Consider the following 22,836-nt stretch of genomic DNA (forward strand, 5'->3'; position numbering starts at 1 on the left):
GAAGTAGACTGGACATTATTCAGGATGCCGGTAATAGGCGCGGTGGGCGTAGTGGCAGCCATTGACGGTGGCTATCTGCGTCATGACAAACAGGAGCCGTATGCGTCAGGAACGCTGTGGGGAGGCGCCGTGGGGCTGACGAGCAACGGGAAGCATTTCTCGAGTCAGCTGACGGTCGGTTGGCCGCTGGCTTATCCGGACCGGCTGGAGCCGGACCGGGTGTCAGTCTATTACCGGATTGGCTTCGTGTTGTAAGCTGATTCGTTGTGGTTAATTCAATGCCGGGGCTATTCCGTGTCGGCCCCGTAAAATACCTTCCTGAATTGGCGCTAATTTTTAACGAATTATACAAGCATGTCTGCCGCGGTACGTTCAGTCAACAGGACAGAATGAAACATTAAGTCCGCCCGCCGGGCGGACCACTTATCCTTACCGTTTTTTCTCTTGTTTCATCTGATACATCGTTTCATCTCCCTTGGCTAATAATTGCTCCAGGGAAAGCGGCGCCGCAGGATCAAACGCCGTAATGCCATAAGAGAGATTCAGCGTATAGCGCCGCTGTAAATCGTTCGTTTGCTGCGTCAGGTGGGCAGTGAGCTGCCGCAGTTTCTCCTCGGCTCCCTGCGGGCGCATTTTGCTGAACAACGCCACAAACTCATCGCCCCCCAGGCGGCCAAACAGGTCGGAGCCGCGAAAGATGACTTTCATTCCGTCCGCCACATCCTGCAACGCGCGATCGCCTTCCCGGTGGCCCAGCGTATCATTGATGCATTTAAACTTGTCCAGGTCGATAAACACCAGGCTGGCGTCATAACCGTGGAGCGCGCAGTCGTTGAGCACCAACTGGGCAAGAAAAGTAAAGCCGCGCCGGTTGGATATCTGCGTCAGTTCATCAGACGTTGCTGCCTGGAACGCCGCCAGTTCAGACTCTGCCATCGACGCCAGATCGCGCAGGGTGGCGGCATCATCGGCGACGAAGGCGCGTGGTTTATCGTCAACGATGCACAGCGTCCCCACCTTGGCGCCGCCCGGAGAACGCAGCGGGCAACCGGCATAGAAGCGGATGTTTGGCTCGCCGGTAACCAACGGGTTATCGAAGAAGCGCTCGTCGTGCAGCGCGTTTTCTACGATCAGCATGTCATCTTCCAGGATGGCATGACCACAAAATGAGGTGTCGCGCGGCGCGGTATGTGAGGAAAAACCATCACAGGCCTTGAACCATTGCCAGTCGGTTTCAATCAGACTGACGATGGAAATCGGTACGCCAAACAGGCGCTTCGCCAGCCGGGTCAGGCGGTCGAAACGCTCTTCAGCCGGGGTATTCAAAATATTCAGCGCACGAAGTTCCTTGAGTCGATACTCTTCATCGGCAGGGATGTCAGGGGTTTTCATCGCTTAACCTCACATAAAGATTAACAGCACGATAACAAATGCCCCGGCTATCATCAATGCGCGTACCGTTGGCGTACCTTAAGTATTAGCACTGGCTGAAGCGAAAACCATGTTCTGCCTGTCTTCTTCGCAAGGAATATCACAGATTGTGCGGAGGCGGCGAACGGCGTCCGCCGCGTACGGGGTTATTTTCTGACGGATTTAGACAGCAGCCACTGCCATTTTTCTTCGCGGTTGAGCTTACCGGGGGGAATGGCGGTCGTTATTCTGTCGCTCAGGGAAGTCGGAATACTCTCTATATTCACGGCGTTCAGAAGCCGGGCTTCGATAGAATCATCAATGTGTTCAACGCGCAGCAGGCGCTGACATTGGCAGCCGCGACCTGCCAGCTGGTTGGGAACGGTTTTGGTGGAGCAGGTTATCTCGTTCACCTCAGCGAGAATATAAGACACGGTGTTAACGGCCTTACTGAGCGGCAGGCCGAACTGCTCGGCAATAGACTGGGCGCATACCCATGTTTTCTGTTGCATGACCCAGCGGGCGACGCAAAGATAAAGTGGCTCACGATCAAAATTTCTACTCATATCCACACCTATTAAACTTATTAAAACCGGGGACGATTGGGAATTGATGTGAAACTTTTCAGGGTTATCCCGGCGGCGGAAAATCATTTTCCGGCGCTAACCGTATGCGATGGAATAGTTTTTGAAATATTACTGCCCTCCAACATATACGCAGAACCCGACAAAATCACGCACTTTTTATATGGGTTAAGTCGATAATTAATGTGACTTTTTAGTAAATTTAATGTTGTTTTCGTGTCATGAAATAAGCGCATTGAGATATTTTTGCGCAGATAAAGATGGCTCTTCGTTATTTTTTTAATGACAAAAGAAGCGCTGTGGATCTTTATTCAAACAATTCCGTAAACAGGAATGGGATTAAGAACTTTCAATATCATAGAAAGCGTCACGGTTTGCGTTGGTCTGCGCTATAGAATCCCCGAAGATCGTAGGAAAGGGGATTTTTATGAATGAAAACAACAAGCTTGATTTTCTTGGTCAGCTTTCACCGGAGATGATCGACGTTCTGCGCTACCAAAGGGAACACGCGGCGTCCTCCGGTGAGATGTCCCTGCCGGAAGCGCGTCTCCATTATCAGCAGGAGCGTCGCTTCTGGAATGAAGGCGGGCCGCAGATGGAACGCATCACCGACGTTGACGTCCCGTACGAGGAGGGCGTTGTACGCACCCGGCTTTTCTGCCCGCAGCAGCGCATCAGCAACGGATGCCTGTTCTATCTGCACGGCGGCGGGTTTGTCGTCGGTAATCTGGATACCCATGACCGCATTATGCGTCTGCTGGCGCAGGAGAGCGGCTGTGTTGTGATCGGCGTGGACTACACGCTGGCGCCGGAGGCGCGTTTTCCGCGCGCCATTAAGGAGATCGCTGCCGTTTCCCGTTTTTTCCGCCAGCACAGCACGCAATATCAACTGGATCTGACCTGCTGCGGTTATGCAGGCGACTCCGCCGGCGCCTTGCTGGCGTTGAGCGCCTGTCTGTGGATGCGGGATCACGGGGAAGACATTTCCGGTATACGTGCGCTGCTGTTGTATTACGGCCTCTACGGTTTGCAGGATTCACGTACCCGCCGCTGGTACGGCGGTGAATGGGACGGCCTGACGCAGGTCGATCTGCGCTATTACCAGCAGATGTATCTGGCGCGGGAATCGGATATGCACTCCCCCCATTACTGCATTTTTAACAACGACCTGGCCCACGCCATGCCGGCCTGTTTTATCGCCGCCTGCGAATTCGATCCTTTGCGCGACGACAGCGAAACGCTTGCCACGGTACTGCAGGAAAAAAACATTCACTGTGAATACCGGGTATATCCCGGCACATTACATGCTTTTCTGCATTATTCACGCATGATGAAAGCCGCCGGGCAGGCGATTGCCGACGGCGCCGCCTTTTTTCGGACCTTCGTTTGATATGAATCACTTTGACATTGGAGAGATATGACATGGGTTGGATAACTCACGTAGAGACCGTCGCCTCGCTGGGAAACGGCGTGATCGGCAGCGGATGGGTGGCCCGGGCGCTGGCCGGGGGAAAGAACGTGGTGGCGTGGGCGCGTACGGCTGAAACGGAAAGTAACCTGCGCCGGCGTCTGGATCTGGCCTGGGAAACGCTGGAGAGTCACGGTCTGGCGGCGCGCAGTGCGCTGTCAAACCTGCATTTCACCGGCACGGTGGCGGCGTGCGTGGCTGAGGCGGACTTTATTCAGGAAAGCACGCTGGAGCGGCTGGATCTCAAACGCGAGCTGCACCGGGATATCAGCTATGCCGCGCGTCCGGACGTCATTATTGCCTCCAGTACTTCCGGACTGCTGCCGTCCGAATTTTACGATCAGAGCCTGAATCCGCAGCGCTGCGTGGTCGGCCATCCGTTCAACCCGGTTTATCTGCTGCCGCTGGTTGAGATCGTCGGCGGGCGTAACACCGCGCCGGAGGCGATTAGCGCGGCGACGGAAATATACACCGCGCTGGGAATGCGCCCGCTGCACGTGCGCCGGGAAGTGCCGGGGTTTATCGCCGATCGCCTGCTGGAAGCGCTGTGGCGTGAGGCGCTGCACCTGGTTAACGACGGCGTCGCGACTACCGGCGAGATTGATGACGCCATCCGCTTCGGCGCCGGGTTGCGCTGGTCGTTCATGGGAACTTTTCTCACCTATACGCTGGCCGGCGGCGAGGCGGGGATGCGCCATTTCATGCACCAGTTCGGCCCGGCGCTGAAACTGCCCTGGACCTACCTGCCTGCGCCTGAACTGACGGAGCGCCTGATCGATGCGGTAGCAAAAGGGACTGAGCAACAACTGGGCGCCCGCAGCATCGCGCAAACCGAACGTTACCGCGATGACTGCCTGCTGGCGGTGATGAAGGCTATTGAAGAGGTTAAGGCCCGCCACGGAATGCGGGCCGGTGATTAACAACTTTCCAGCTTGCTGGTTTCTTCGAGCGACATGCCGCGGGTTTCCGGCGCCATCGCGACAGAAACCAGCAGGCCAAGCAGCGAGATCCCCGCGCCGGCCAGCATGGTGGGCGCAATGCCGTAATTCACGATGAAAATCGGCAGGGCATAGGTAGAGAGAACGGTCCCGATACGGCTGAGGGACATGGCGGCGCCGACGGCGGAGGCGCGGATGTCGGTGGGAAACAGTTCATTGGGGTACAGCCATTGCAGAATCCCCGGCCCGCCGGAAAAGAAGGCATAGACCGCGAACGCCACAACCACCATCCAGATGCCCGGCTCCGGAACAAGCCCCAGCAGGGCCAGCGCCGCGGTCATTACCGCGAAACTCCCGATCAACAACGGGCGGCGTCCGATGGAGTTCAGCCAGTACATGGCGGGAATGCAGCCAATGAGGAAAAACAGGCTGATGACGATATTCCCCAGCACGGACTCGCGCCCGCCCTCCAGCCCGAGCAGCCCGATAATCTGCGGCCCGAAGGTGTAAATGGCGAACATCGGGATCACCTGACACGACCAGATGATGCCGATGAAAACGATCATCTTCAGGTGACGTTTTTCAAAGATTTTACGGTAGCGCGTCGGTTCCGGCTCCTCAAAACCGAAGGTGAGTTCAGTGCCGAACAGTTCGCGCATCATTTTTTTGCACTCTTCAAGCCGCCCTTTACGCACCAGCCAGCGCGGTGATTCCGGCAGGTGAAAACGCCCCAGCAGGATCATGATGCAGGGAACGATCGCGCTGCCCAGCATCCAGCGCCAGCCGTTCTCCACGTCATACAGCAGGTAACCGACGATATCCGCCGCGGTCGCGCCGACGTACCACATGGCGGCGATGAATCCCATTGAGAAAGCCCGGTGACGGGTCGGTGAGAATTCCGCGATCATCGACGTGGCGATAGGGTAGTCGGCGCCGATCACGATGCCGATAAGAAACCGCATCAGCACCAGCTCCAGCGGCGAAGAGATAAACATGGTGGCGGCGGAAATCACCGCGATGGCGATGATGTCGATGAGAAACATCAGCCGGCGGCCGAACAGGTCCGCGATGTAACCGAACAGGGCCGTGCCGATGAATAGCCCCGCCAGGGTGGCGGCGCCTACCAGCCCGGCCCACTGCGCGTCAAGCTTCAGGGCGGGCGTCAGCTGCTCCAGGGCAATGCCGATGATAACCAGCACGTATCCGTCGAGAAAAGGGCCGCCGCTGCCCCATAACAGGATTTTCCGGTGTATGGACGTAAAATTAATGTCGTCAAAATTTTTGGGCTGTTCCATAGTTTTTATACCGCTGCCGATCGGTGAATGGGCGGGAAATGCAGGCGGGCGTCTTGCCCGCCGGGATATCATTTAACCGTAACGATATTCCACGCCGAAGGTACCGCGCGGATATTCCCATTTGTCCAACAGGGTTTCGCCGCACAGGATACGGCAGGTGCCGCACTCCAGGCAGCCGGCGTAGTCGAAGCGCACCGAGCCGTCATCCTGTAGCTTGTACAGGCCGGCAGGGCAGGCGAGAGTCAGCGTCCGGTAGGCCTGCATGTCGGGATGCTCCCGGATAATGATGTGCGGATGGCCTTCATCCACATGGTATTTGTTCACGCCAAGTTTGACGTCTACGTTAACGGATTCACTCATATCGCTCCCACTCCCTTGATGCCATCTTTAATCAGATTGAGATAACCAATGGCTTTGGCGTGCCGGAGGATCTTCTTGCGCATCGGCTGCGCCGGTTGGCCGTCGATGGTAAACATGTCTGCCATGAGGTCGGCCGCCATTTGCGGATATTGGCGGAACAGGCGCGGATTCTCCAGAAACGCCGGCAGCTTACGGTACGTTTTCAGATCGTGCAGCAATGCATTTTCTTCCAGGCGGGTACGGTAGCCCGCCAGCGCGCTGCGGCTGAAGTCGCTTTTTTCTTTGGCGTCGAGCACCGCCCGGGCCGCCGCCTCGCCGGAGGCGATCGCCATATCCATGCCGCGGATGGTGAACCCCAGGTTCATGCACATCCCGGCGGCATCACCGGCAATCAGCACGCCGTCGCCGATGATTTCCGGCAGCATATTGATACCGACTTCCGGCACCACGTGCGCGGCATATTCTTCCATTTTGCCGCCGGCGATTAACGGACGTACCGCCGGATGACGTTTAAAGTCCTCCAGCATCTGCGGTACGGATTTACCCGCCTCGCCGATGTGGTGCAACCCGCAGACCAGGCCGAGGGACAGGCTGTCTTCGTTGGTGTAAAGAAAGCCGCCGCCCATCAGCCCGTCAGAAGGCGAACCGGCGAGCAGCCAGGCGACGCCCTGCCTGTTTTCCAGATTGAAACGGTCCTCCAGCACGCCCTTTGGCAGGCTGATGACCTCTTTAACGCCGACCGCCACTGATTCCGGTTTTATCCGTTTCACCATGCCCAGCGATTCGCCCAGCAGGGAATTAACGCCGTCAGCCAGGATCACTACGTTGGCTTCCAGCACGTCGCCGTCCGCCTCCACGCCGGTGACCTTGCCGTCGCGGGTGACTAACTTATCTACGCGGATACCCGCAATGCACTGTGCGCCGGCCGATTCTGCCTGCGCCATCAGCCAGGCGTCGAACTTCGCGCGCAGCACTGAATAGGAAACCTGCGCCGGCGCGCCGGCCGGTGCCTGGTAGTCCAGGGTGACTGCGCTGGTTTCGGTGAGAAAAGAGACCTTCTCGCGGGTAATCAGCCGTTCTACCGGGGCTTCACCGGCGAAGCCGGGGATAATTCTTTCCAGACTGTGTGCGTACATCCGGCCGCCGGTGACGTTCTTCGCCCCGGCGGCGTTGCCGCGTTCAATGACCAGCACATCGGCTCCCGCACGGGCCAGCACCAGCGCCGCCGTCGCGCCGGCGAGCCCGCCGCCGACGATAATGGCGTCAAACACTTCTTCTGACATAATCTGCCGCTCCGCGTTGAGGTGGCTGCCGGCGGACTCCGCCGCCGGCGTAGACAGGGATCGCTACTTATGAGCGCTACTTATTCAGTTCACGGACCAATACCGGGACGATTTTGAACAGATCGCCGACGATGCCGTAGTCCGCATGCTGGAAAATCGGGGCGTTCTTGTCCCGGTTGACCGCGGCGATGATTTGCGCGCCATTGGCGCCGACCATATGCTGAATCTGACCGGAGATCCCCAACGCCAGATACAGCTCCGGCTTGATCATGATGCCGGAGATACCGACGTAGCGTTCCCGCTCCATCCATTTCTCATTTTCCGCCACCGGGCGCGAACAGCCGAGCTCTGCGCCGATGGCGGCGCTCAATTGCCCGGCCAGGGCGATATTTTCCTGATTACCGATACCGCGCCCGACGCTGACTACCCGCTTCGCTTTACCGAGGTCAACGTTGCTGCCCTGTTTTGCCCGCCGCTCAAGGCAGGTAATGGGGTTACGCGGGGCGATAAATTCCGGGGAAATCTCTTCACCGCCGCCGACCGGTGCCGCCGGCGCAAACGTGCCGCTGCCCAGCGTGACGATGGCGACGGGAGAAACCAGCCGCTCTTCGCCCAGCGCCAGCCCGCCGTAAACCATATGGGTCGCAAGCGCGCCGGACTGATCCGCCCGCAGTACGGAAACGTCATTACATACCCCGGCATTGAGGCGTGCGCCCAGGCGAGCCGCCATCGCTTTGCCGCGGCGGGTGGCGGGCAGCAACACCAGCGAATGTCCACCGCCCTGTGCGATGCAGTGCGCCAGCGTGTCGGCGTAGTCTTCGGTCAGCCCGCTGCCGCCGCTCAGCGTGTATATCGCGTCAGCGCCCAGAGCAAGCACGGTTTCCTTCTGTTCCTGCGTTACGAATACCTGAACCTTTTCACCTAATTCCCGGGCGCCGCCGATCAGCTCCGCAAAGCGGGCGGCGTTGTCGCTGAAAACCCATACGTTGGCAAACTTATTCATGACTTCCCCCGGATTAGTTGAGAATTTTGCGTAAATGGTCGGCAAATGCGGCGATTTGCTCATCACCGTCACCTTCGATGATGATGTTCAGACGTTCTTTCTGCTTCGGCGCGGCGACGGAAACGGGTTCGCTCAGCGTTTCGATGCCGTCAAGGCCGAGGTCGGCGCAGTTCCATACGGTGACCGGTTTCTTGGCCGCGGATAAAATCGCCTTCATCGAGGGGATCGGCGGGTCGTTAATGTCGGTGGACACGCAGATTGCCGCAGGCAGCGGGATCGCCAGAACCTCGACTTCATCCTCCAGCGTGCGTTCCACGGTCAGCGTGTCCGGCGTGACGGAAAGGATTTTGCTGACGCCGTTGATGGCCGGGATGCCCAGGTATTCTCCCAGCAGCAGGCCGACCTGCTGGGCATAAAGATCGCCGGAGCCGTCGCCGCAGACGATCACATCGAAACCCAGCTTACCGGCGGCGGCGGCCAGCACGCGCGCGGTGCGGTGGGGAAGCGCGTCATGCAGCGTTTCGTCGATGACCTGCGTCAGGCTGCCCGGGCCGCGTGACAGGACGTCTTTACGGGCCTTGGGGTTTTCCAGCGTTTTGCCGCCCGCGCTCAGGGCAATAATTTGTGCGTCATTGCATACCGATTGAATGCCGACCGCCGCCTCGATGGCATTAAGATCAAACTGACTGATTTTAGGTTCAGCCTTGGTGAAATTCAGGCTGCCATCATTATTGACGATGATATCCTGTTCCTCAGGAATTAATTTATAACATGCGAGAATCTTCATCATATCTCCAATTTTTATCCCAATCGGCGAGAAGGGTAAATATCAAATGCGAGTCTGGATTAACGTCAGTCCGCTCAGAAAATCTGATGTGACAAAAAAATACCGATGTGTAACATAAAAATAATATTTCCGGTTCATCGGTAACCGCGTTCTGAATATTATGAACGCGGCGCTATTCTTCATTTTTGTCGCAAGGCCGGTGAAGAATGACAATACAAGTACCATGGAAAGAGGAATAGAAAGTAATACTTGGATCACCAATATTGAATGATAAAACCGGTAGTGAGAATGCCGCGCCGTGGATTTTTTATTCTGCTTATTTGTTTTAATTTATTGTTTTTATTTTAATTTTTTATGATAACCAGAAAGAGGTAATCACCGTTCTGCTGCCGGGGTATTTTTGCCGGAATATATAAATTGACCGGGATCACGGATTATTGCCTGTGGCAAACTCATTATAATTCACACGCCGACATTGCTGACGGGAGGAACTGGAAAAGGATTCGCTTTATATAGCGTCAAGGATACGCGGGTAAAATCAGGCGTGCTAATGATGGCATGTCCTCATCACCGGTTATTGCGCCGAATAATATCAGCTCACCGGGTTTTCAATATTTCGGTCCGGCGTGTCCGGACAGGTATTTCTGTTTTCCGTTGCCGGACGTGCTGCGGCAATCAGAAACAGTAATGCGTTCCGATAAGAAACGGGAAGCCAGCAGATGAATAATGATACAGGCAAAGCACGGAAGATTGGCATTGAACCCAAGGTCTTTTTTCCGTCATTGATTATCGTCGCTTTACTCTCTTATTTGACCATAAGGGATCTCGATGCGTCGAATAAGGTCATTAATGCGGTGTTCAGCTATATCACCCACGACTGGGGCTGGGCGTTTGAGTGGTACATGGTCGTGATGCTGGGCGGATGGTTCTGGCTGATCCTCGGGCCGTTCGCCAACAGAAAGCTGGGCGATGAAGATCCGGAATTCAGTACGCTGAGCTGGATTTTCATGATGTTTGCCTCCTGCACCTCTGCGGCGGTGCTGTTCTGGGGCTCCATCGAGATTTATTACTACATTTCCACGCCGCCTTTCGGCCTGGAGCCGTTCTCTACCGGCGCGAAGGAGCTGGGGCTGGCATACAGCCTGTTCCACTGGGGGCCGCTGCCCTGGGCGACGTACAGCTTCCTCGCGGTGGCGTTCGGTTATTTCCTGTTCGTACGCAAAATCAACGTTATCCGGCCGAGCGGGACGCTGGTGCCGCTGCTGGGAGAAAAGCGCAGTAAAGGCATCATCGGCATCATCATCGACAACCTTTACCTGGTCGCGCTGATCCTGGCGATGGGCACCAGCCTCGGGCTGGCCACGCCGCTGGTGACGGAATGTATTCAGTATCTGTTCGGCGTGCCCCATACCCTGGAGCTGGATGCCATCATCATTTCCTGCTGGATCGTCGTTAACGCGATATGCGTGGCGTTTGGTTTGCAGAAAGGCGTCAAGATCGCCAGCGACGTGCGGAACTACCTCAGCCTGATGGTGTTGGCATGGGTGCTGATCATCGGCGGCGCCAGCTTTACGGTGAACTATTTCACCGACTCGGTGGGGATGTTGCTGATGAACGTCGGCCGCATGCTGTTTTACACCGACGCCATCGGTAAGAGCGGCTTCCCGCAGGACTGGACGGTCTTTTACTGGGCGTGGTGGATCGTCTACGGCATCCAGATGTGTATCTTCCTGGCGCGAATCTCCAAGGGCAGAACCGTGCGTCAGCTGTGCCTCGGCATGGTCGGCGGGCTTACTGCGTCAACCTGGCTGCTGTGGACCATTCTGGGCAGTAACACCATCACCCTGATCAATAAAAACATCATTGATATTCCGCAGCTCATCAAGGAGCACGGCGTTCCCCGCGCCATTATCGAAACCTGGGCGGCGCTGCCGCTGAGCACCGTGACCATGTGGGCATTTTTCATCCTGTGCTTTATCGCCACGGTAACGCTGATTAACGCCTGTTCCTACACGCTGGCGATGTCGACCTGCAAGGAAGCCAGCGGCTATGAGGAACCGCCGGTATGGGTGCGGGTCGGGTGGTCGGTGCTGGTGGGGGTGATTGGCATCATCCTGCTGGCGCTGGGCGGCCTGAAGCCGATTCAGACCGCGATTATCGCCGGCGGATGCCCGCTGTTTTTCGTCAACATCATGATAACGGTCTCCTTCCTCAAGGATGCCAAATCCACGCACTGGAAATACTGACTTTTACACTGACAAGGGGTTCTGACTATGGATTTTAAGCTGACCGATGAACAGGAACTGTTTGTTGCTGGCATCCGCGATTTGATGGAGCGGGAAAACTGGGAAAGCTATTTTGCCGACTGTGACCGCGACAGCGAATACCCGCTGCGCTTCGTGAAGGAACTGGCGGATATGGGCATCGACAGCCTGCTGATTCCCGAAGAACACGGCGGCTTTGAGGCCGGGCTGGTAACGGTCACCGCGGTATGGGAAATACTGGGACGCCTGGGCGCGCCGACCTACGTGCTGTATCAGTTGCCGGGCGGCTTCAACACCGTGCTGCGTGAAGGGTCGCCGGAACAGATCGACAAGATCATGGCCTTCCGCGGCACCGGCGAGCAAATGTGGAACTCCGCCATTACCGAACCGGGCGCCGGGTCGGACGTCGGCAGCCTGCAAACCAACTACACGCGGCGTAACGGCAAGGTTTATCTCAACGGCAGCAAATGCTTCATCACCAGCAGCGCGCGCACGCCTTATCTGGTGGTGATGGCGCGGGATGCATCGTCGGAGAAACCCGTCTTTTCCGAGTGGTTCGTGGATATGAGCAAGCCTGGCATCCGGGTCAACAAGCTGGAGAAGCTGGGCCTGCGCATGGACAGCTGCTGCGAAATCCTGTTCGACAACGTTGAGCTGGAAGAGAAGGACATGTTCGGCCGGGAAGGCAACGGTTTCAACCGGGTGAAAGAAGAGTTCGATCACGAACGCTTCCTGGTGGCGCTGACCAACTACGGCACGGCCTACTGCGCGTTTGAAGACGCGGCTAAATATGCCAATCAGCGCGTGCAGTTCGGCGAGGCTATCGGGCGTTATCAGCTGATCCAGGAAAAATTCGCCCATATGCAGATCAAGCTGACCAACATGCGCAACATGCTGTACGAAGCGGCCTGGAAGGGCGACAACGGCGGCATGACCTCCGGCGATTCGGCGATGTGTAAATACTACTGCGCCCACGCCGCCTTTGAAGTGGTGGACGACGCCATGCAGGTGCTGGGCGGCATCGGTATCGCCGGTGAACACCGTGTTACCCGCTTCTGGCGCGACCTGCGCGTCGATCGCGTCTCCGGCGGCACCGATGAGATGCAGATCCTGACGCTGGGACGTTCGGTGCTGAAACAGTACCGCTGATATGTATGAGCGCCGCCGATCAACGGCGGCTTTAACCCTGGGGAACAGTGTTATGTCCAAAAAATTACATACCCCGTCGTTCGGTATTCTGGAAGGCGTGCGGGTGGTGTTTTCCGGCATTGAGGTCGCCGGGCCGTTCGGCCCGCAGATGATGGCGGAGTGGGGCGCAGAGGTGATCTGGATTGAAAACGTCGCCTACGACGACACGCTGCGGGTGCAGAAGAACTATTGCGAGCTGGACCGTCGCAACCAGCACAGCCTGTCGATGAATATCTTCGCCGATGAAGGCCGGGAAGCGTTTCTGAAGCTGATGGAAACCACCGATATCCTGATTGAATCCAGCAAAGGGCCGGCCTTCGCCCGGCGCGGTATTACCGACGAACTGCTGTGGCAGCGCAATAAGTCATTGGTGATCGTGCATGTCTCCGGCTACGGCCAGTACGGGGTGGACGAGTACATCAACCTGCCGTCCTACGACCTGATCGCCCAGGCGTTCAGCGGTTACCTGATTCAGAACGGCGATCGCGATCAGCCGATCCCCGCCTTTCCCTATACCGCCGACTATCTGGCGGCGTTTACCGTACTCAGCGCCTCGCTGGCCGCGTTATACCGGGTGCAGAAAACCGGCGAGGGAGAAAGCATCGACGTGGCGATGTATGAGGTCATGCTGCGCATCGGCCAGTACTACATGATGGACTACTTCAACGGCGGCACGCTTTACCCGCGCTCCACCAAGGGCAAAGACCCCACGCAGGTCGGGTGCGGCGTATACCGCTGCAGCGATGGCTTTATCGGCATTGAGCTGGTGGGCGGCAAGCAGGTGAAAAGCATGCTTGAGGAACTGGGGATGGGGCATCTGCTTGGCACGCCGGATTACCCGGAAGGCATTCCCGGCATCCGCGCTGACAGCCCGGCGGCGGAAGAGCTGGAGGCGAAGCTTGATGCTTTCTTCGCCGCAAAAACCATTGCCGAAGCGGAAAGCGTACTGGCGAAATTCACTATTGCCGCCGGCAAGGTGATGACCATTCCGGAGCTGGAAAATCATCCGCAGTATCTGGCGCGGGAAAACTTCATTGAATGGCAGGCGGAAAGCGGGAAAACGCTCAAAGGACCGAACGTGATGCCGAAATTCAGCCGTCACCCCGGCAAAGTCTGGCGCGCGATGCCCGCCCGCGGCAAGGATACCGCCGATATCCTGAGCGATCTCGGCTATTCACCACAGGAAATCAATATGATGCGTGAAAAAGGTATCATCAGGATCAGTGAATAACCACGGGTGAGACGTTATGGATACTATCGGCGACACGACGCTGCGTGACATGTGGGATGAACGCGCCGCGCGCTATGGGGACAAAACCGCGCTGGTTTATGAAGACTGTGCGGGGAATACCCGTGAATACAGCTATGCTCGGCTCGGAGCGGACATCAACCGGGCGGCAAACCTGTTTCTCAGCCTCGGCATCGGTAAAGGCGATCGGGTGGCGGTGCAGATCGCCAACAGTCCGGAGTTCGTCATGTGCTGGTACGGGTTGGCCTGTATCGGCGCGATTGCCGTTCCCGTCAATACGCAATACACCGCCGGCGAGTGCGAGTATCTGACGGAAAAATGCGGCGTGACGGCCGTGGTGGCCGAAGCGGCGTTTCTGCCGTTATACCGGACGGTGCGCCATACGTTGCGTCATATCCTGCTGGTCAGGGGCGGGGAAACGTTACCGCCGGATGTCCTGGCCTTCGAGACGCTGCATCAGCACCAGCCGGATCGCCTGGTACGGTGCGAGCCGTTGGGCAGCGACGACGTTGCCGAAATCCTGTTTACCTCGGGCACGACGTCGCGGCCCAAAGGCGTGGTGATTACGCACTGCAATCTGCTGCATGCCGGGCGTTTCACCGCCTGGCAGGTCGGCATCACCCGGAATGAACGCTATTTGTCCTCAATGCCCGCCTTCCACGTGGACTTTCAGTGCAGCGCCGCCATGCCGGTGTTCATGATGGGCGCGACGCTGATTCTGCTGGAGAAATACAGCGCGCGTAACTTCTGGCGGCAGGTATGCCTGCACCGCGCCACCCTGACGCACAGCATGCCGCTGATCCTGCGTACCCTGCTGTTGCAGCCGGTGGCGGCGTGGGAGAAAAACCATTGTCTGCGCGACATGGGGTTCTATCTCAATATCAGCCTGGCGGAGAAGGCGCGCTTCGAGCAACGTTTCAACGTCACGTTGTTCAATTCTTACGGGCTGTCGGAAACGCTGGTCGGCCTGATCGGGGATTGCCCCGGCGACGAACGGCATTACCCGTCTATCGGCCGGCCGGGTCTGGGCTATGAAGCCAAAATCGCCGACCGGGAAGGCAACGCGCTGGGGCCGCATCAGGTCGGGGAAATTTACGTCCGCGGCGTTCCGGGGCGGACGCTGTTCCGCGAATACTACAACGACCCGCAGGCCACGCAGGCCACGCTCACCCCGGACGGCTGGATGCGTACCGGCGACAAGGGCTACGTGGACGAGCGCGGGCTGTTTTACTTCGTCGATCGGGCGGTGAACGTCATTAAACGCTCCGGCGAAAATATCGCCAGCAGCGAAGTGGAAACCCTGCTGGAAAGCCATCCCGGCGTGGCGGAAGCGGCGGTGATCGGCGTGCCGGACCCGATCCGCGATGAAGCGGTAAAAGCCTACATCATCGTGCGCGACGGCGTAACGCTGAGCGAAGCGGAGATTCTGGATTACTGCGCTGCCGGCCTGGCGAAATTCAAGGTGCCTTCTTACATCGAATTCGTCAGGGAACTGCCGCGAACCTGTACCGGCAAGGTGTGCAAAAAACAACTGAAGGCGCGGCCTGTGCTGTGCGAAGAGTAAGGCGCGCGATATGGAGCAACATTCATCGTAGGGTCCGGCATTGACCGGAAAGCTATTTTCTCGATTCAAGGTGACCATCATGGCGTTAAAACTGGATATGCAGGGAAAGACTTACGGACCGTTTGTGCGGGAATACACTTTCCGCGACCTGATTCTGTTCGCTCTGGGATGCGGCGCGGGGCAGGACGGTATCACCGATCTGGAATACGTGTATGAAAAAGACCTCAAAATTCTGCCGATGTTTGCGGCGATGCCGATTGTCGACAGCGAGGTGACCAAAACCATTGACTATGGCTTTGACTGGGGTGGTTCCCTGCACTGGGGGTTCGACCTGAAATTCCACCAGCCGATGACCCGGCTTTCCGGCAAACTGAGCACGCACGTACTGCTGAATGCGCTGTACGATCGGGGGGAAGGGCGGGGATGTCTGGCCCAGCATATCGGTGAAACCTTCGATGAAACCGGGACTAAGCTGTTTACCAACGAAAGCTGGGACTGCGCATTGTTCGACGGCGGCTTCGGCGGCCCCAAAGCGCCGAAGGACGTTGTTGAAATCCCGGAGCGGGAACCGGACTTCAGCGTTACGGAGCGGGTGCCGCTGAATCAGGCGCTGATTTATCGCCTTTCCGGCGATTATCACCCGCAGCACATCGACTGGGAGTATGCGCAGAAGTACGGCTATCAGAAGCCGATCCTGCATGCCGTCAGCACCGCCGGCGTCGCCTGCCGCCATATCATCGCCACGCTGTTCCCCGGCCAGCCGGAGCGCCTGACACGCTTTAAAACCCGTATCACCAAGCCACTTTACCCCGGTGCGACGATCATCACGCAAATGTGGAAGTGGAGCGAGAACTGTATTCATTTCCGGGTGATGGATGCGGATAATCCGGAGGTATTTTACCTGAACTTCGGATTGGTTGAGTGGGCGTAATTACGCCCTGTTCCGGCGGCGGAGCTGCGTTATTACTCCGCCGTCCGGCTGATTTATCGTCACGCTTGTCATTCTTCCCTGCCTGAATTATTATTCAGCCGCCCCGTAGCGGTCATTACCGCTATTTATTCCACGCTATTTCTCACTTTCACCGGGTTGCTGCGCACATTGACGTGCGGCGTATTATCCACCTCAAACCCTCATGCTTTCGCTGTGCGGAAGATCGTTATTCATCCTTAACCCCTAACATTGGCTTTGATTTGCAGATACGTTGGCGTTGCCTGTGTGACCCCATTATTCCGCAACAAAGCGATAAAAATATAATTATTTGTTTTTAAACGGATATTAAAATGAACGCGTCACAAAAATATGGAAGAACCTACCATTATCCGTTCTCCCCCGGCACCACCAGCGATGATCGGATCAATGCGGATTACTGGCGGGATATTCAGTCTGTTGAACGGTTAATTCATACTGAAAAGCTGGACGGTGAAAATAACTGCCTGAACCGCTACGGCGTATTTGCCCGCTCTCATGCCGCGCCGACGCAGTCCGCCTGGACGGCAAAAATACGGCAACGTTGGGCGTTAATTAAAAACGATCTCGGCGACCTGGAATTATTCGGCGAGAACCTGTATGCCGTTCATTCCATTGAATACCGCGCATTGGAGCAGGATTTTTTTATTTTCGCGGTACGCTGCAAAGATATGTGGCTGAGCTGGGAAGAAGTGAAGGTTTGCGCGGCGCTGTATGATTTTCCCTGCGTCCCGGAACTGCCCGCGTTGCCGGCGCCGGTTGATGAAGCGCAATGGCGGCGGGATTTTCTGGCCCGGGTGGAAAGCCGCGGTGCGTTTGATCCCTGGGACGTGCACACCGGCCAGCCCTGCACCATGGAGGGTATCGTTTCGCGTGCGGCCGGCGAGTTTCCGGTATCGGATTTTGCCCGTCATGTTTTCAAATACGTGCGCAAGAATCACGTTAAAACAACACAGCACTGGAAACGCAACTGGCGCCGGGCGCGTATGGCCTGGGAGTTTCCTTACGGGGAGGACGGGCGATGAGCTGGCAACTGACGACGGATAAAGCGTGGAACGCCCTCGAAACCCGCTTCCCGTGGGTGGCCGATATGCGCCACGTCCCCCAGGATCGGCGGCACCACGCGGAGGGCGACGTGGCGACGCATACCCGTATGGTGCTGGAGGAACTGGCGAAACTGCCTGGCGTTCAGGCGTTGACGGAAGAGCAACGGGAGATTGTCTGGGCAGCGGCGTTGTTGCACGACGTGGAAAAACGCAGTACGACGCAGACCGACGACGCGGGGAATATCACCTCGCCGGGGCATGCGCGTATGGGCGAGCTCACGGCCCGCCGGCTGCTTTACCGTGATATTCCCACGCCGTTTCATATCCGCGAGCAGGTGGCTGCGCTGGTGCGGTTACACGGTCTGCCGATGTGGCTGCTGGAGCGCCCGTCGCCGGAGCGCCAGGTTTTGGCCGCCGCGCTGCGCGTTGATCTGCGCCTGCTGGCAATTTTAGCGGAGGCTGACCTGCGCGGACGGCAGTGCGAAGACCAGGCCGGGCTGCTGGAGCGGCTTGAGCTGTTCGGACTGTTTTGTCAGGAACAGATGTGCTGGGGGCAGGCCCGCGCGTTTACCAGCGCCGCCGCCCGCTATCACTACCTGACGCACCCGGAAAGCCCGCCGGAGTACGAGCCATGGCCCGTTCCCGGCAGCGGGGTGACGCTGCTCTCGGCGTTGCCCGGCATGGGGAAAGATCGCTACGTGGCGCAGCATTGCCAGGGGATGGCGGTAGTCAGCCTGGACGACATCCGCCGCCGGCACCGCATCGATCCGAAAGACAGCAATGCCAATGGTTGGGTGGTGCAACAGGCGAAGGAGCAGGCGCGCGTGCTGCTGCGCCGGGGCGAACCGTTTGTCTGGAACGCGACGAATCTCACCCGGCAACTGCGCGCGCAGCTGATTCAGCTGTTCACGGATTATCATGCGACGGTGAGGATTGTCTATCTGGAGGTCCCCTATGCTCAGTGGCGTGCGCAGAATCAGCAGCGGGAATATGCGGTGCCGGACGCGGTGATGGACCGGATGTTAAGGAAGCTGGAGGTGCCGCAGCGGGATGAGGCGCACTGCGTCGAGTATTTTGTCAGTTAAAACAGGCAGGAATGGCGATCCATAACCCGTTTTGATGTTTGGTTTGTGAGGTATTACGAAAACGCTCATCAAACCTTTACCGGGAGGCGCCGTTTCGTGTAAGACTGTGATAATCACTTTGGATACAGGAAGGTGTCATGGAGGGACTTCTGTTTCTCGCCGGGCTGGTTATCGTGTTCAGCCTGCTGATAATGCCGATTATGGTGCTGATCTCGCTGGGGCGGGGCAGGCGTAACCAGGAAGAGCTGGAGCGCTTGCGCCAAAAGGTAGAGACGCTTCAGCGGCAGTTTGACGAACGGCAACAGGTTCCGGTTCCGCAGCCGGCAGTTGCGCCTCAGCCCGCCGCTGCGCCCCGGCTTGTGAAGGCGGAAACGCCGCCAGCGCCGGTGTTGGTGCCTGCCGCCGCTGCGCCGCCGGCCGGCGTAGCGCTTGATAAAACGCCGAAGACGGGTGAACCCTCTCCGGCTGCTGCCGGGACAGCGCCGCCGGCCTCCGCCTCGCCGTGGGATTCTGAACCGCAGCCGAAGTCAAAACCGGTTCCGCCGCCGCCCGACGACCAGCCGGATATGTTCTCCGGCCTGCTTTCCGGCTTGCTGGCCTGGTTTATGAAGGGAAACCCGCTGGCGAAGCTGGGCGTACTGCTGCTGTTCTTCGGATTGGCTTACCTGCTCAAATATACGGTCGAGCGCGATATGCTGCCGATAGAGCTGCGCCTGACCGGCGCGGCATTGGCGAGCATGGTCTTGCTCGTATTGGGCTGGCGGCTGCGTCTCAAACAACCGGTATACGCCCTGATATTGCAGGGCGGCGCGGTCGGCGCGTTGTATATCACGGTGTTCGGCGCGTTCAAGCTGTATGAACTGCTGCCGCACTTGCTGGCGTTCGGCCTGATGCTGGTTATCTGCGCGGCCAGCGTGGGGCTGGCCGTATTGCAACGGGCGCTGAGCTTGGCGATGCTGGCGAGCATCGGCGGCTACCTCTCTCCGCTGCTGCTGTCTACCGGAAGCGGTAACCATGTCGCGCTGTTTTCTTACTATCTTCTGTTATCGCTCGGGATTCTGGCTATCACGGTGTGGCAGCCCTGGCGCCCGCTGAATTTACTGGGTTTTGCTTTCACCTTCGGCGTTGCCGGGCTGTGGGGCATGAACGGCTACCAGCCGGAAGACTATCTCTCCTGTCAGTTATTCCTGATCGCCAACGTCGTGATTTTCGGCGTGCTGTGCCTGGCGCTGTCGCTGCGCTATCACGTTGCCGGTGAAAAGGTGATTGACGGCGTGCTGCTGTTCGGGCCGCCGCTGGTTGGTTTTGGCATGCAGTATGCCATTACCCGCCACTGGACGTTCGGCCCGGCATTTTCCGCCCTGGGCTTCGGGCTGGCTTATCTGTTGCTGGCCTGGGCGGGGCTGCGGCGTTATCCGGCGCTGGGGCGTCAGCTTGCCATCTCCGGGTTGGCGTTAGGCGGCGCGTTTACCACGCTGGCGATTCCGCTGGCGCTTTCCGCAGAGTGGACCTCCATGGCCTGGGCGCTGGAAGGGCTGGGTATTCTGTGGCTGGGGCACACGCAGCGGCAAATGCGCGTAAGTTACAGCGGCACCGGACTGCTGGTGCTGGCGTTAGGCTCTGCATTGACAGCCTGTGCCAACAGCGGCATGTCGTCACTCACCTTCGCCCTGATCTTCGGCATCTTGTCCCTGACGTGGCTGGCCGCATCCTGGCTATGGCGCGGTACCAATGATGCCGTCAGCCGGGGGCTGCTGGGCGGCGGCATTGTGTTCTGGCTGCTGGCGCTGGCCGGCGCGCTGGATTTAGACATTATTGATATCGAAAGCTTCCTGTTCCCGCTGCTGGGGCTGGTTGCGCTTTCCGCACTGGCCTGGCACCTGGTCAGCCGTCGCCTGAGCTGGCCCGAACTGGGGCTGGCGCAGTGGCTGTTGTGGCCGGCTATGCTGGCCGTTCTGATGTATCAGCTTGGGGTAAATGATTCGCTGCATGCCGCGGGTTGGTTTAACCTGATTTGGTTGCCGGTGCTGGCCGTGGCGTACTGGCTGCTTAAGCGGGAAGAAGAAACGCCGAAACCGCCCGCGCTGGAGAGGGGGCTGCATTTGTCCCTGTTCTGGATGCTGTTGCTCGGCATTGGCTCGGAAGTGTGGTGGCAGGTTCGCTGGCTGCCGTGGGGAATGGACGAATGGCGTATCGCCGCGCTGATGATGTTCATCGCGCTGACGATGCTGCTGACCCTCTGGGCGCTGAAACGCGGGATCTGGCCGTTTGCCGCGCATCCGCGGCTGTACGGCGCGCTGGGGCTTGCGCCGCTGGCGCCGTTCGCCCTGCTGTTTTTGGTGATGGGAAACCTGCACGACGGCGTGATGATCGACTGGCGCTATCTGCCGTTGATCAACCCGCTGGAAGAGGGCGCGATGTTCGTTCTGCTGGCGCTGATTTTCTGGGGCCGTTTCCTGCGCCGGACCTATGCGGAGGCTGAACCCTGGCTGACGCGCGCACTGCCGCTGTTTGTCGCGGCGATGCTGTTCTGGTGGGGTAATGGCATGATATTGCGCGCCTTGTCTTATTATGCCGACATCAGCTGGCGCGTATACGCGCTGTGGCCGTCGCGGCTGGTGCAGACGACGTTTGCCCTGCTGTGGATGCTGGCGGCGTTGGTGGTTATGCTGTGGTCGACCCGTCACCGCAGCCGTCAGGGATGGTTTAGCGGCGCGGCGTTGTTGGGTATCGTGATTGTTAAACTGATGCTGGTCGACAGCGCGCGCGGCGGCGGCCTGGCGCGTGCGGTCGCGTTTATCGGCGTTGCGGTTCTGGTCTTGATTATCGGTTACTTCTCCCCCTTGCCACCCAAAGCGGGGCGGGAAGAGGATGTTGTCGTGGCAGATGAGGGAAAAAATGAGAATAAAGCTGAATAACTGGCTGTTGTCGGGCGTGCTGTGCCTGAGCGCCGCGGCCTGGGCGGAAACGGTCGATGCGCCGAGTGATTTTGCCTATGGCATACCGTTAACCACGGACAGCACCTCGCCTTTTTTCCGTGTGGATCTGCCCCGTGAGGTTTATACCCAAACGGCCTGGCCGGATATGCGTGACGTCCGGGTCTTCAACAGTCAGGGCATGACGGTGCCTTTTGCCCTGTTTTCTGCCGTGGCGACCGTAGAAAGCAACACGTCTTACCCTTTGCGCCTCTTCCCGATGCGCGGACACAAAAGCGAGGAACGTAACCGTCCGGTCGTTTCGCTTAAATCTGCGAGCGGTATTGAGGTTACGCTGCCGGTGGAGGAGGAGCAAAGCGTCGGGCGCAACTTCCTGCTGGAAGTGGAGGAGGTGGAAGGCGGGTATCCGGCCCTGAATGCGTTGAAACTGGAGTGGACGCGTCTGCCGGAAAACTGGCAGGCGCGGGTCAGCGTGCTTTACAGCAGCGATCTTAAGCGCTGGAACACCCTGGTCAGCGATGCGCCGCTGATGGATTTGACGTCCGGCGCGGATCGCCTGCTGCTGGATAAGATCGATCTGCGCGATCGCGGATACCGGCCGAATGCCCGCTATTTCATGCTGACATTCAGGGACGACTCTGCGCCTGCCGCGCTGGATATTCGTGCCGCGCAGGGCGTTGTTGAGTTGAAGGATGCCGAGCCGCGCCGTATTACGCTGGCTTCGCAGTCTAAATCGGTTTCTGCCGGCGAGGCCGAATATGTCTGGTCTTCTCCCCAGCCGCTGAATCAGTTGGTCGTGGTGCCCGCGCAGAACAATACGGTACTGCCGCTGGAAATTGAATACCGCAGCAGCGCCACGGAGAGTTGGCGTCCGCTCAGCAAACAGGTGGTGTATCGCCTGAACGGACGCCATTCCGCCCCGATCGCGTTGCACGGGCAGCTGGTGCAGGGCGTGCGCCTGAAAGGCGTGAATCAGCAGTGGAATGAGAACCTGCCGCAGGTCAGCGGCGAGCGCGACGTCCGTTCGCTGGTTTTCAACGCGCAGGGCAGTGCGCCGTTTCTGCTGGCATGGGGCAATAAAGCTGCCGGGGAGCAGGCCATTGATATACAGGCATTGATTCCGGAGGAATTACACCAATCGCTGTCCGTTGATTCATTGCCCGATGCCGGGCTTCAGTCTGTGCAGGAGTTGGGCGGCGAAGCGCGTTTGCATGCAACCAGCGCTGTGGAGCAGGCCGGGATGTGGCAAAAGGGCATCCTGTGGGCCGTACTGATTCTGGGCGCGGGTGGGCTGGTGCTGCTGGCGCTGAAAGTGTGGCGGGAAGTGCAAAAACGGGAAGAGTAAAACACCCTCTGCTTTCCTGAGAACTGCCGCTTATCCTCTTCTGGGGATAAGCGGTTTTTCTTTT

At 58.2% G+C, this 22,836-nt stretch carries 18 protein-coding genes and 1 pseudogene; 12 read left to right on the forward strand and 7 right to left on the reverse strand.

Annotated elements, in window-relative coordinates; translation table 11 throughout:
- Window positions 1-255 (forward strand): annotated as a pseudogene (locus tag C8D90_RS00005) (ShlB/FhaC/HecB family hemolysin secretion/activation protein); the annotation flags it as partial.
- 174 nt (window positions 256-429) lie between these two features.
- Here C8D90_RS00005 and C8D90_RS00010 read toward each other — a convergent pair.
- Window positions 430-1,392: a sensor domain-containing diguanylate cyclase gene (locus C8D90_RS00010; RefSeq protein ID WP_115456351.1), complete on the reverse strand. Its 963-nt coding sequence runs from the start codon at window positions 1,390-1,392 to the stop codon at window positions 430-432.
- 185 nt (window positions 1,393-1,577) lie between these two features.
- On the reverse strand, window positions 1,578-1,976 hold the full coding sequence (gene caiF, locus C8D90_RS00015; RefSeq protein WP_115456352.1) for a carnitine metabolism transcriptional regulator CaiF: 399 nt from the start codon (window positions 1,974-1,976) through the stop codon (window positions 1,578-1,580).
- A gap of 445 nt (window positions 1,977-2,421) precedes the next feature.
- On the opposite strand from caiF, the gene aes reads away from it, so the two are divergent.
- Window positions 2,422-3,384: an acetyl esterase gene (gene aes / locus C8D90_RS00020; RefSeq protein ID WP_115456354.1), complete on the forward strand. Its 963-nt coding sequence runs from the start codon at window positions 2,422-2,424 to the stop codon at window positions 3,382-3,384.
- A 32-nt stretch (window positions 3,385-3,416) separates the two neighbouring features.
- Window positions 3,417-4,382 carry an L-carnitine dehydrogenase gene (locus tag C8D90_RS00025; protein WP_115456356.1) on the forward strand — a complete coding sequence of 322 codons (966 nt, stop codon included), beginning with the start codon at window positions 3,417-3,419 and terminating at the stop codon, window positions 4,380-4,382.
- On the opposite strand, the gene C8D90_RS00030 is transcribed toward C8D90_RS00025, so the two are convergent.
- From C8D90_RS00030 to C8D90_RS00050, 5 genes are all read right to left on the reverse strand, one after another.
- On the reverse strand, window positions 4,379-5,695 hold the full coding sequence (locus C8D90_RS00030) for an MFS transporter (RefSeq protein WP_115456357.1): 1,317 nt from the start codon (window positions 5,693-5,695) through the stop codon (window positions 4,379-4,381). The genes C8D90_RS00025 and C8D90_RS00030 overlap by 4 nt on opposite strands.
- 72 nt (window positions 5,696-5,767) lie before the next feature.
- Window positions 5,768-6,055 carry a 4Fe-4S dicluster domain-containing protein gene (locus C8D90_RS00035; protein WP_115456359.1) on the reverse strand — a complete coding sequence of 96 codons (288 nt, stop codon included), beginning with the start codon at window positions 6,053-6,055 and terminating at the stop codon, window positions 5,768-5,770.
- Complete coding sequence (gene fixC, locus C8D90_RS00040; protein ID WP_115456361.1) at window positions 6,052-7,338, reverse strand: FAD-dependent oxidoreductase FixC; 1,287 nt, start codon at window positions 7,336-7,338, stop codon at window positions 6,052-6,054. The genes C8D90_RS00035 and fixC overlap by 4 nt, the downstream gene beginning before the upstream one ends.
- Window positions 7,339-7,414: 76 nt before the next feature.
- On the reverse strand, window positions 7,415-8,341 hold the full coding sequence (locus tag C8D90_RS00045; RefSeq protein WP_115456363.1) for an FAD-binding protein: 927 nt from the start codon (window positions 8,339-8,341) through the stop codon (window positions 7,415-7,417).
- 13 nt (window positions 8,342-8,354) lie between these two features.
- Entirely contained in the window at window positions 8,355-9,128 is a 774-nt protein-coding gene (locus C8D90_RS00050) for an electron transfer flavoprotein (protein WP_115456365.1), read from the reverse strand.
- Between the two features lie 719 nt (window positions 9,129-9,847).
- Between C8D90_RS00050 and caiT the strand changes: the two genes are divergently transcribed.
- The 9 genes from caiT to C8D90_RS00095 all read left to right on the forward strand — a co-directional run bounded on the left by caiT (window position 9,848) and on the right by C8D90_RS00095 (window position 22,772).
- The gene (caiT, locus tag C8D90_RS00055; protein ID WP_115456366.1) at window positions 9,848-11,374 is read left to right on the forward strand and encodes an L-carnitine/gamma-butyrobetaine antiporter; all 1,527 of its coding nucleotides are present in this window, start codon (window positions 9,848-9,850) and stop codon (window positions 11,372-11,374) included.
- 27 nt (window positions 11,375-11,401) lie between these two features.
- Window positions 11,402-12,541, forward strand: coding sequence for a crotonobetainyl-CoA dehydrogenase (caiA, locus tag C8D90_RS00060; RefSeq protein WP_115456368.1), 1,140 nt, complete (start codon window positions 11,402-11,404; stop codon window positions 12,539-12,541).
- Window positions 12,542-12,593: 52 nt separating this feature from the next.
- Window positions 12,594-13,811, forward strand: a complete 1,218-nt coding sequence (gene caiB, locus C8D90_RS00065; protein ID WP_115456370.1) for an L-carnitine CoA-transferase — start codon at window positions 12,594-12,596, stop codon at window positions 13,809-13,811.
- A 16-nt stretch (window positions 13,812-13,827) separates the two neighbouring features.
- On the forward strand, window positions 13,828-15,393 hold the full coding sequence (gene caiC / locus C8D90_RS00070; RefSeq protein WP_115456371.1) for a crotonobetaine/carnitine-CoA ligase: 1,566 nt from the start codon (window positions 13,828-13,830) through the stop codon (window positions 15,391-15,393).
- 79 nt (window positions 15,394-15,472) lie between these two features.
- Window positions 15,473-16,324 carry a MaoC/PaaZ C-terminal domain-containing protein gene (locus C8D90_RS00075; protein WP_115456373.1) on the forward strand — a complete coding sequence of 284 codons (852 nt, stop codon included), beginning with the start codon at window positions 15,473-15,475 and terminating at the stop codon, window positions 16,322-16,324.
- Window positions 16,325-16,674: 350 nt separating this feature from the next.
- Window positions 16,675-17,385, forward strand: coding sequence for an RNA ligase family protein (locus tag C8D90_RS00080; protein WP_115456375.1), 711 nt, complete (start codon window positions 16,675-16,677; stop codon window positions 17,383-17,385).
- Window positions 17,382-18,491 (forward strand): AAA family ATPase, encoded by a 1,110-nt coding sequence (locus tag C8D90_RS00085; protein WP_115456377.1) that lies wholly within the window; start codon window positions 17,382-17,384, stop codon window positions 18,489-18,491. The genes C8D90_RS00080 and C8D90_RS00085 overlap by 4 nt, the downstream gene beginning before the upstream one ends.
- A gap of 137 nt (window positions 18,492-18,628) precedes the next feature.
- Window positions 18,629-21,409, forward strand: coding sequence for a DUF2339 domain-containing protein (locus C8D90_RS00090; protein WP_115456379.1), 2,781 nt, complete (start codon window positions 18,629-18,631; stop codon window positions 21,407-21,409).
- Window positions 21,390-22,772, forward strand: coding sequence for a DUF3999 family protein (locus C8D90_RS00095; protein WP_162844331.1), 1,383 nt, complete (start codon window positions 21,390-21,392; stop codon window positions 22,770-22,772). The genes C8D90_RS00090 and C8D90_RS00095 overlap by 20 nt, the downstream gene beginning before the upstream one ends.
- Window positions 22,773-22,836: the final 64 nt, after the last annotated feature.

Source organism: Enterobacillus tribolii (genome assembly GCF_003363015.1).
Classification (GTDB): Bacteria; Pseudomonadota; Gammaproteobacteria; order Enterobacterales; family Enterobacteriaceae; genus Enterobacillus; species Enterobacillus tribolii.

Bases quoted from the DNA above. Each gene is read 5' to 3' on its own strand.
- C8D90_RS00010 (WP_115456351.1), bottom strand. From the start codon at position 1,392: ATGAAAACCCCTGACATCCCTGCCGATGAAGAGTATCGACTCAAGGAA.
- caiF (WP_115456352.1), bottom strand. From the start codon at position 1,976: ATGAGTAGAAATTTTGATCGTGAGCCACTTTATCTTTGCGTCGCCCGC.
- aes (WP_115456354.1), top strand. From the start codon at position 2,422: ATGAATGAAAACAACAAGCTTGATTTTCTTGGTCAGCTTTCACCGGAG.
- C8D90_RS00025 (WP_115456356.1), top strand. From the start codon at position 3,417: ATGGGTTGGATAACTCACGTAGAGACCGTCGCCTCGCTGGGAAACGGC.
- C8D90_RS00030 (WP_115456357.1), bottom strand. From the start codon at position 5,695: ATGGAACAGCCCAAAAATTTTGACGACATTAATTTTACGTCCATACAC.
- C8D90_RS00035 (WP_115456359.1), bottom strand. From the start codon at position 6,055: ATGAGTGAATCCGTTAACGTAGACGTCAAACTTGGCGTGAACAAATAC.
- fixC (WP_115456361.1), bottom strand. From the start codon at position 7,338: ATGTCAGAAGAAGTGTTTGACGCCATTATCGTCGGCGGCGGGCTCGCC.
- C8D90_RS00045 (WP_115456363.1), bottom strand. From the start codon at position 8,341: ATGAATAAGTTTGCCAACGTATGGGTTTTCAGCGACAACGCCGCCCGC.
- C8D90_RS00050 (WP_115456365.1), bottom strand. From the start codon at position 9,128: ATGAAGATTCTCGCATGTTATAAATTAATTCCTGAGGAACAGGATATC.
- caiT (WP_115456366.1), top strand. From the start codon at position 9,848: ATGAATAATGATACAGGCAAAGCACGGAAGATTGGCATTGAACCCAAG.
- caiA (WP_115456368.1), top strand. From the start codon at position 11,402: ATGGATTTTAAGCTGACCGATGAACAGGAACTGTTTGTTGCTGGCATC.
- caiB (WP_115456370.1), top strand. From the start codon at position 12,594: ATGTCCAAAAAATTACATACCCCGTCGTTCGGTATTCTGGAAGGCGTG.
- caiC (WP_115456371.1), top strand. From the start codon at position 13,828: ATGGATACTATCGGCGACACGACGCTGCGTGACATGTGGGATGAACGC.
- C8D90_RS00075 (WP_115456373.1), top strand. From the start codon at position 15,473: ATGGCGTTAAAACTGGATATGCAGGGAAAGACTTACGGACCGTTTGTG.
- C8D90_RS00080 (WP_115456375.1), top strand. From the start codon at position 16,675: ATGAACGCGTCACAAAAATATGGAAGAACCTACCATTATCCGTTCTCC.
- C8D90_RS00085 (WP_115456377.1), top strand. From the start codon at position 17,382: ATGAGCTGGCAACTGACGACGGATAAAGCGTGGAACGCCCTCGAAACC.
- C8D90_RS00090 (WP_115456379.1), top strand. From the start codon at position 18,629: ATGGAGGGACTTCTGTTTCTCGCCGGGCTGGTTATCGTGTTCAGCCTG.
- C8D90_RS00095 (WP_162844331.1), top strand. From the start codon at position 21,390: ATGAGAATAAAGCTGAATAACTGGCTGTTGTCGGGCGTGCTGTGCCTG.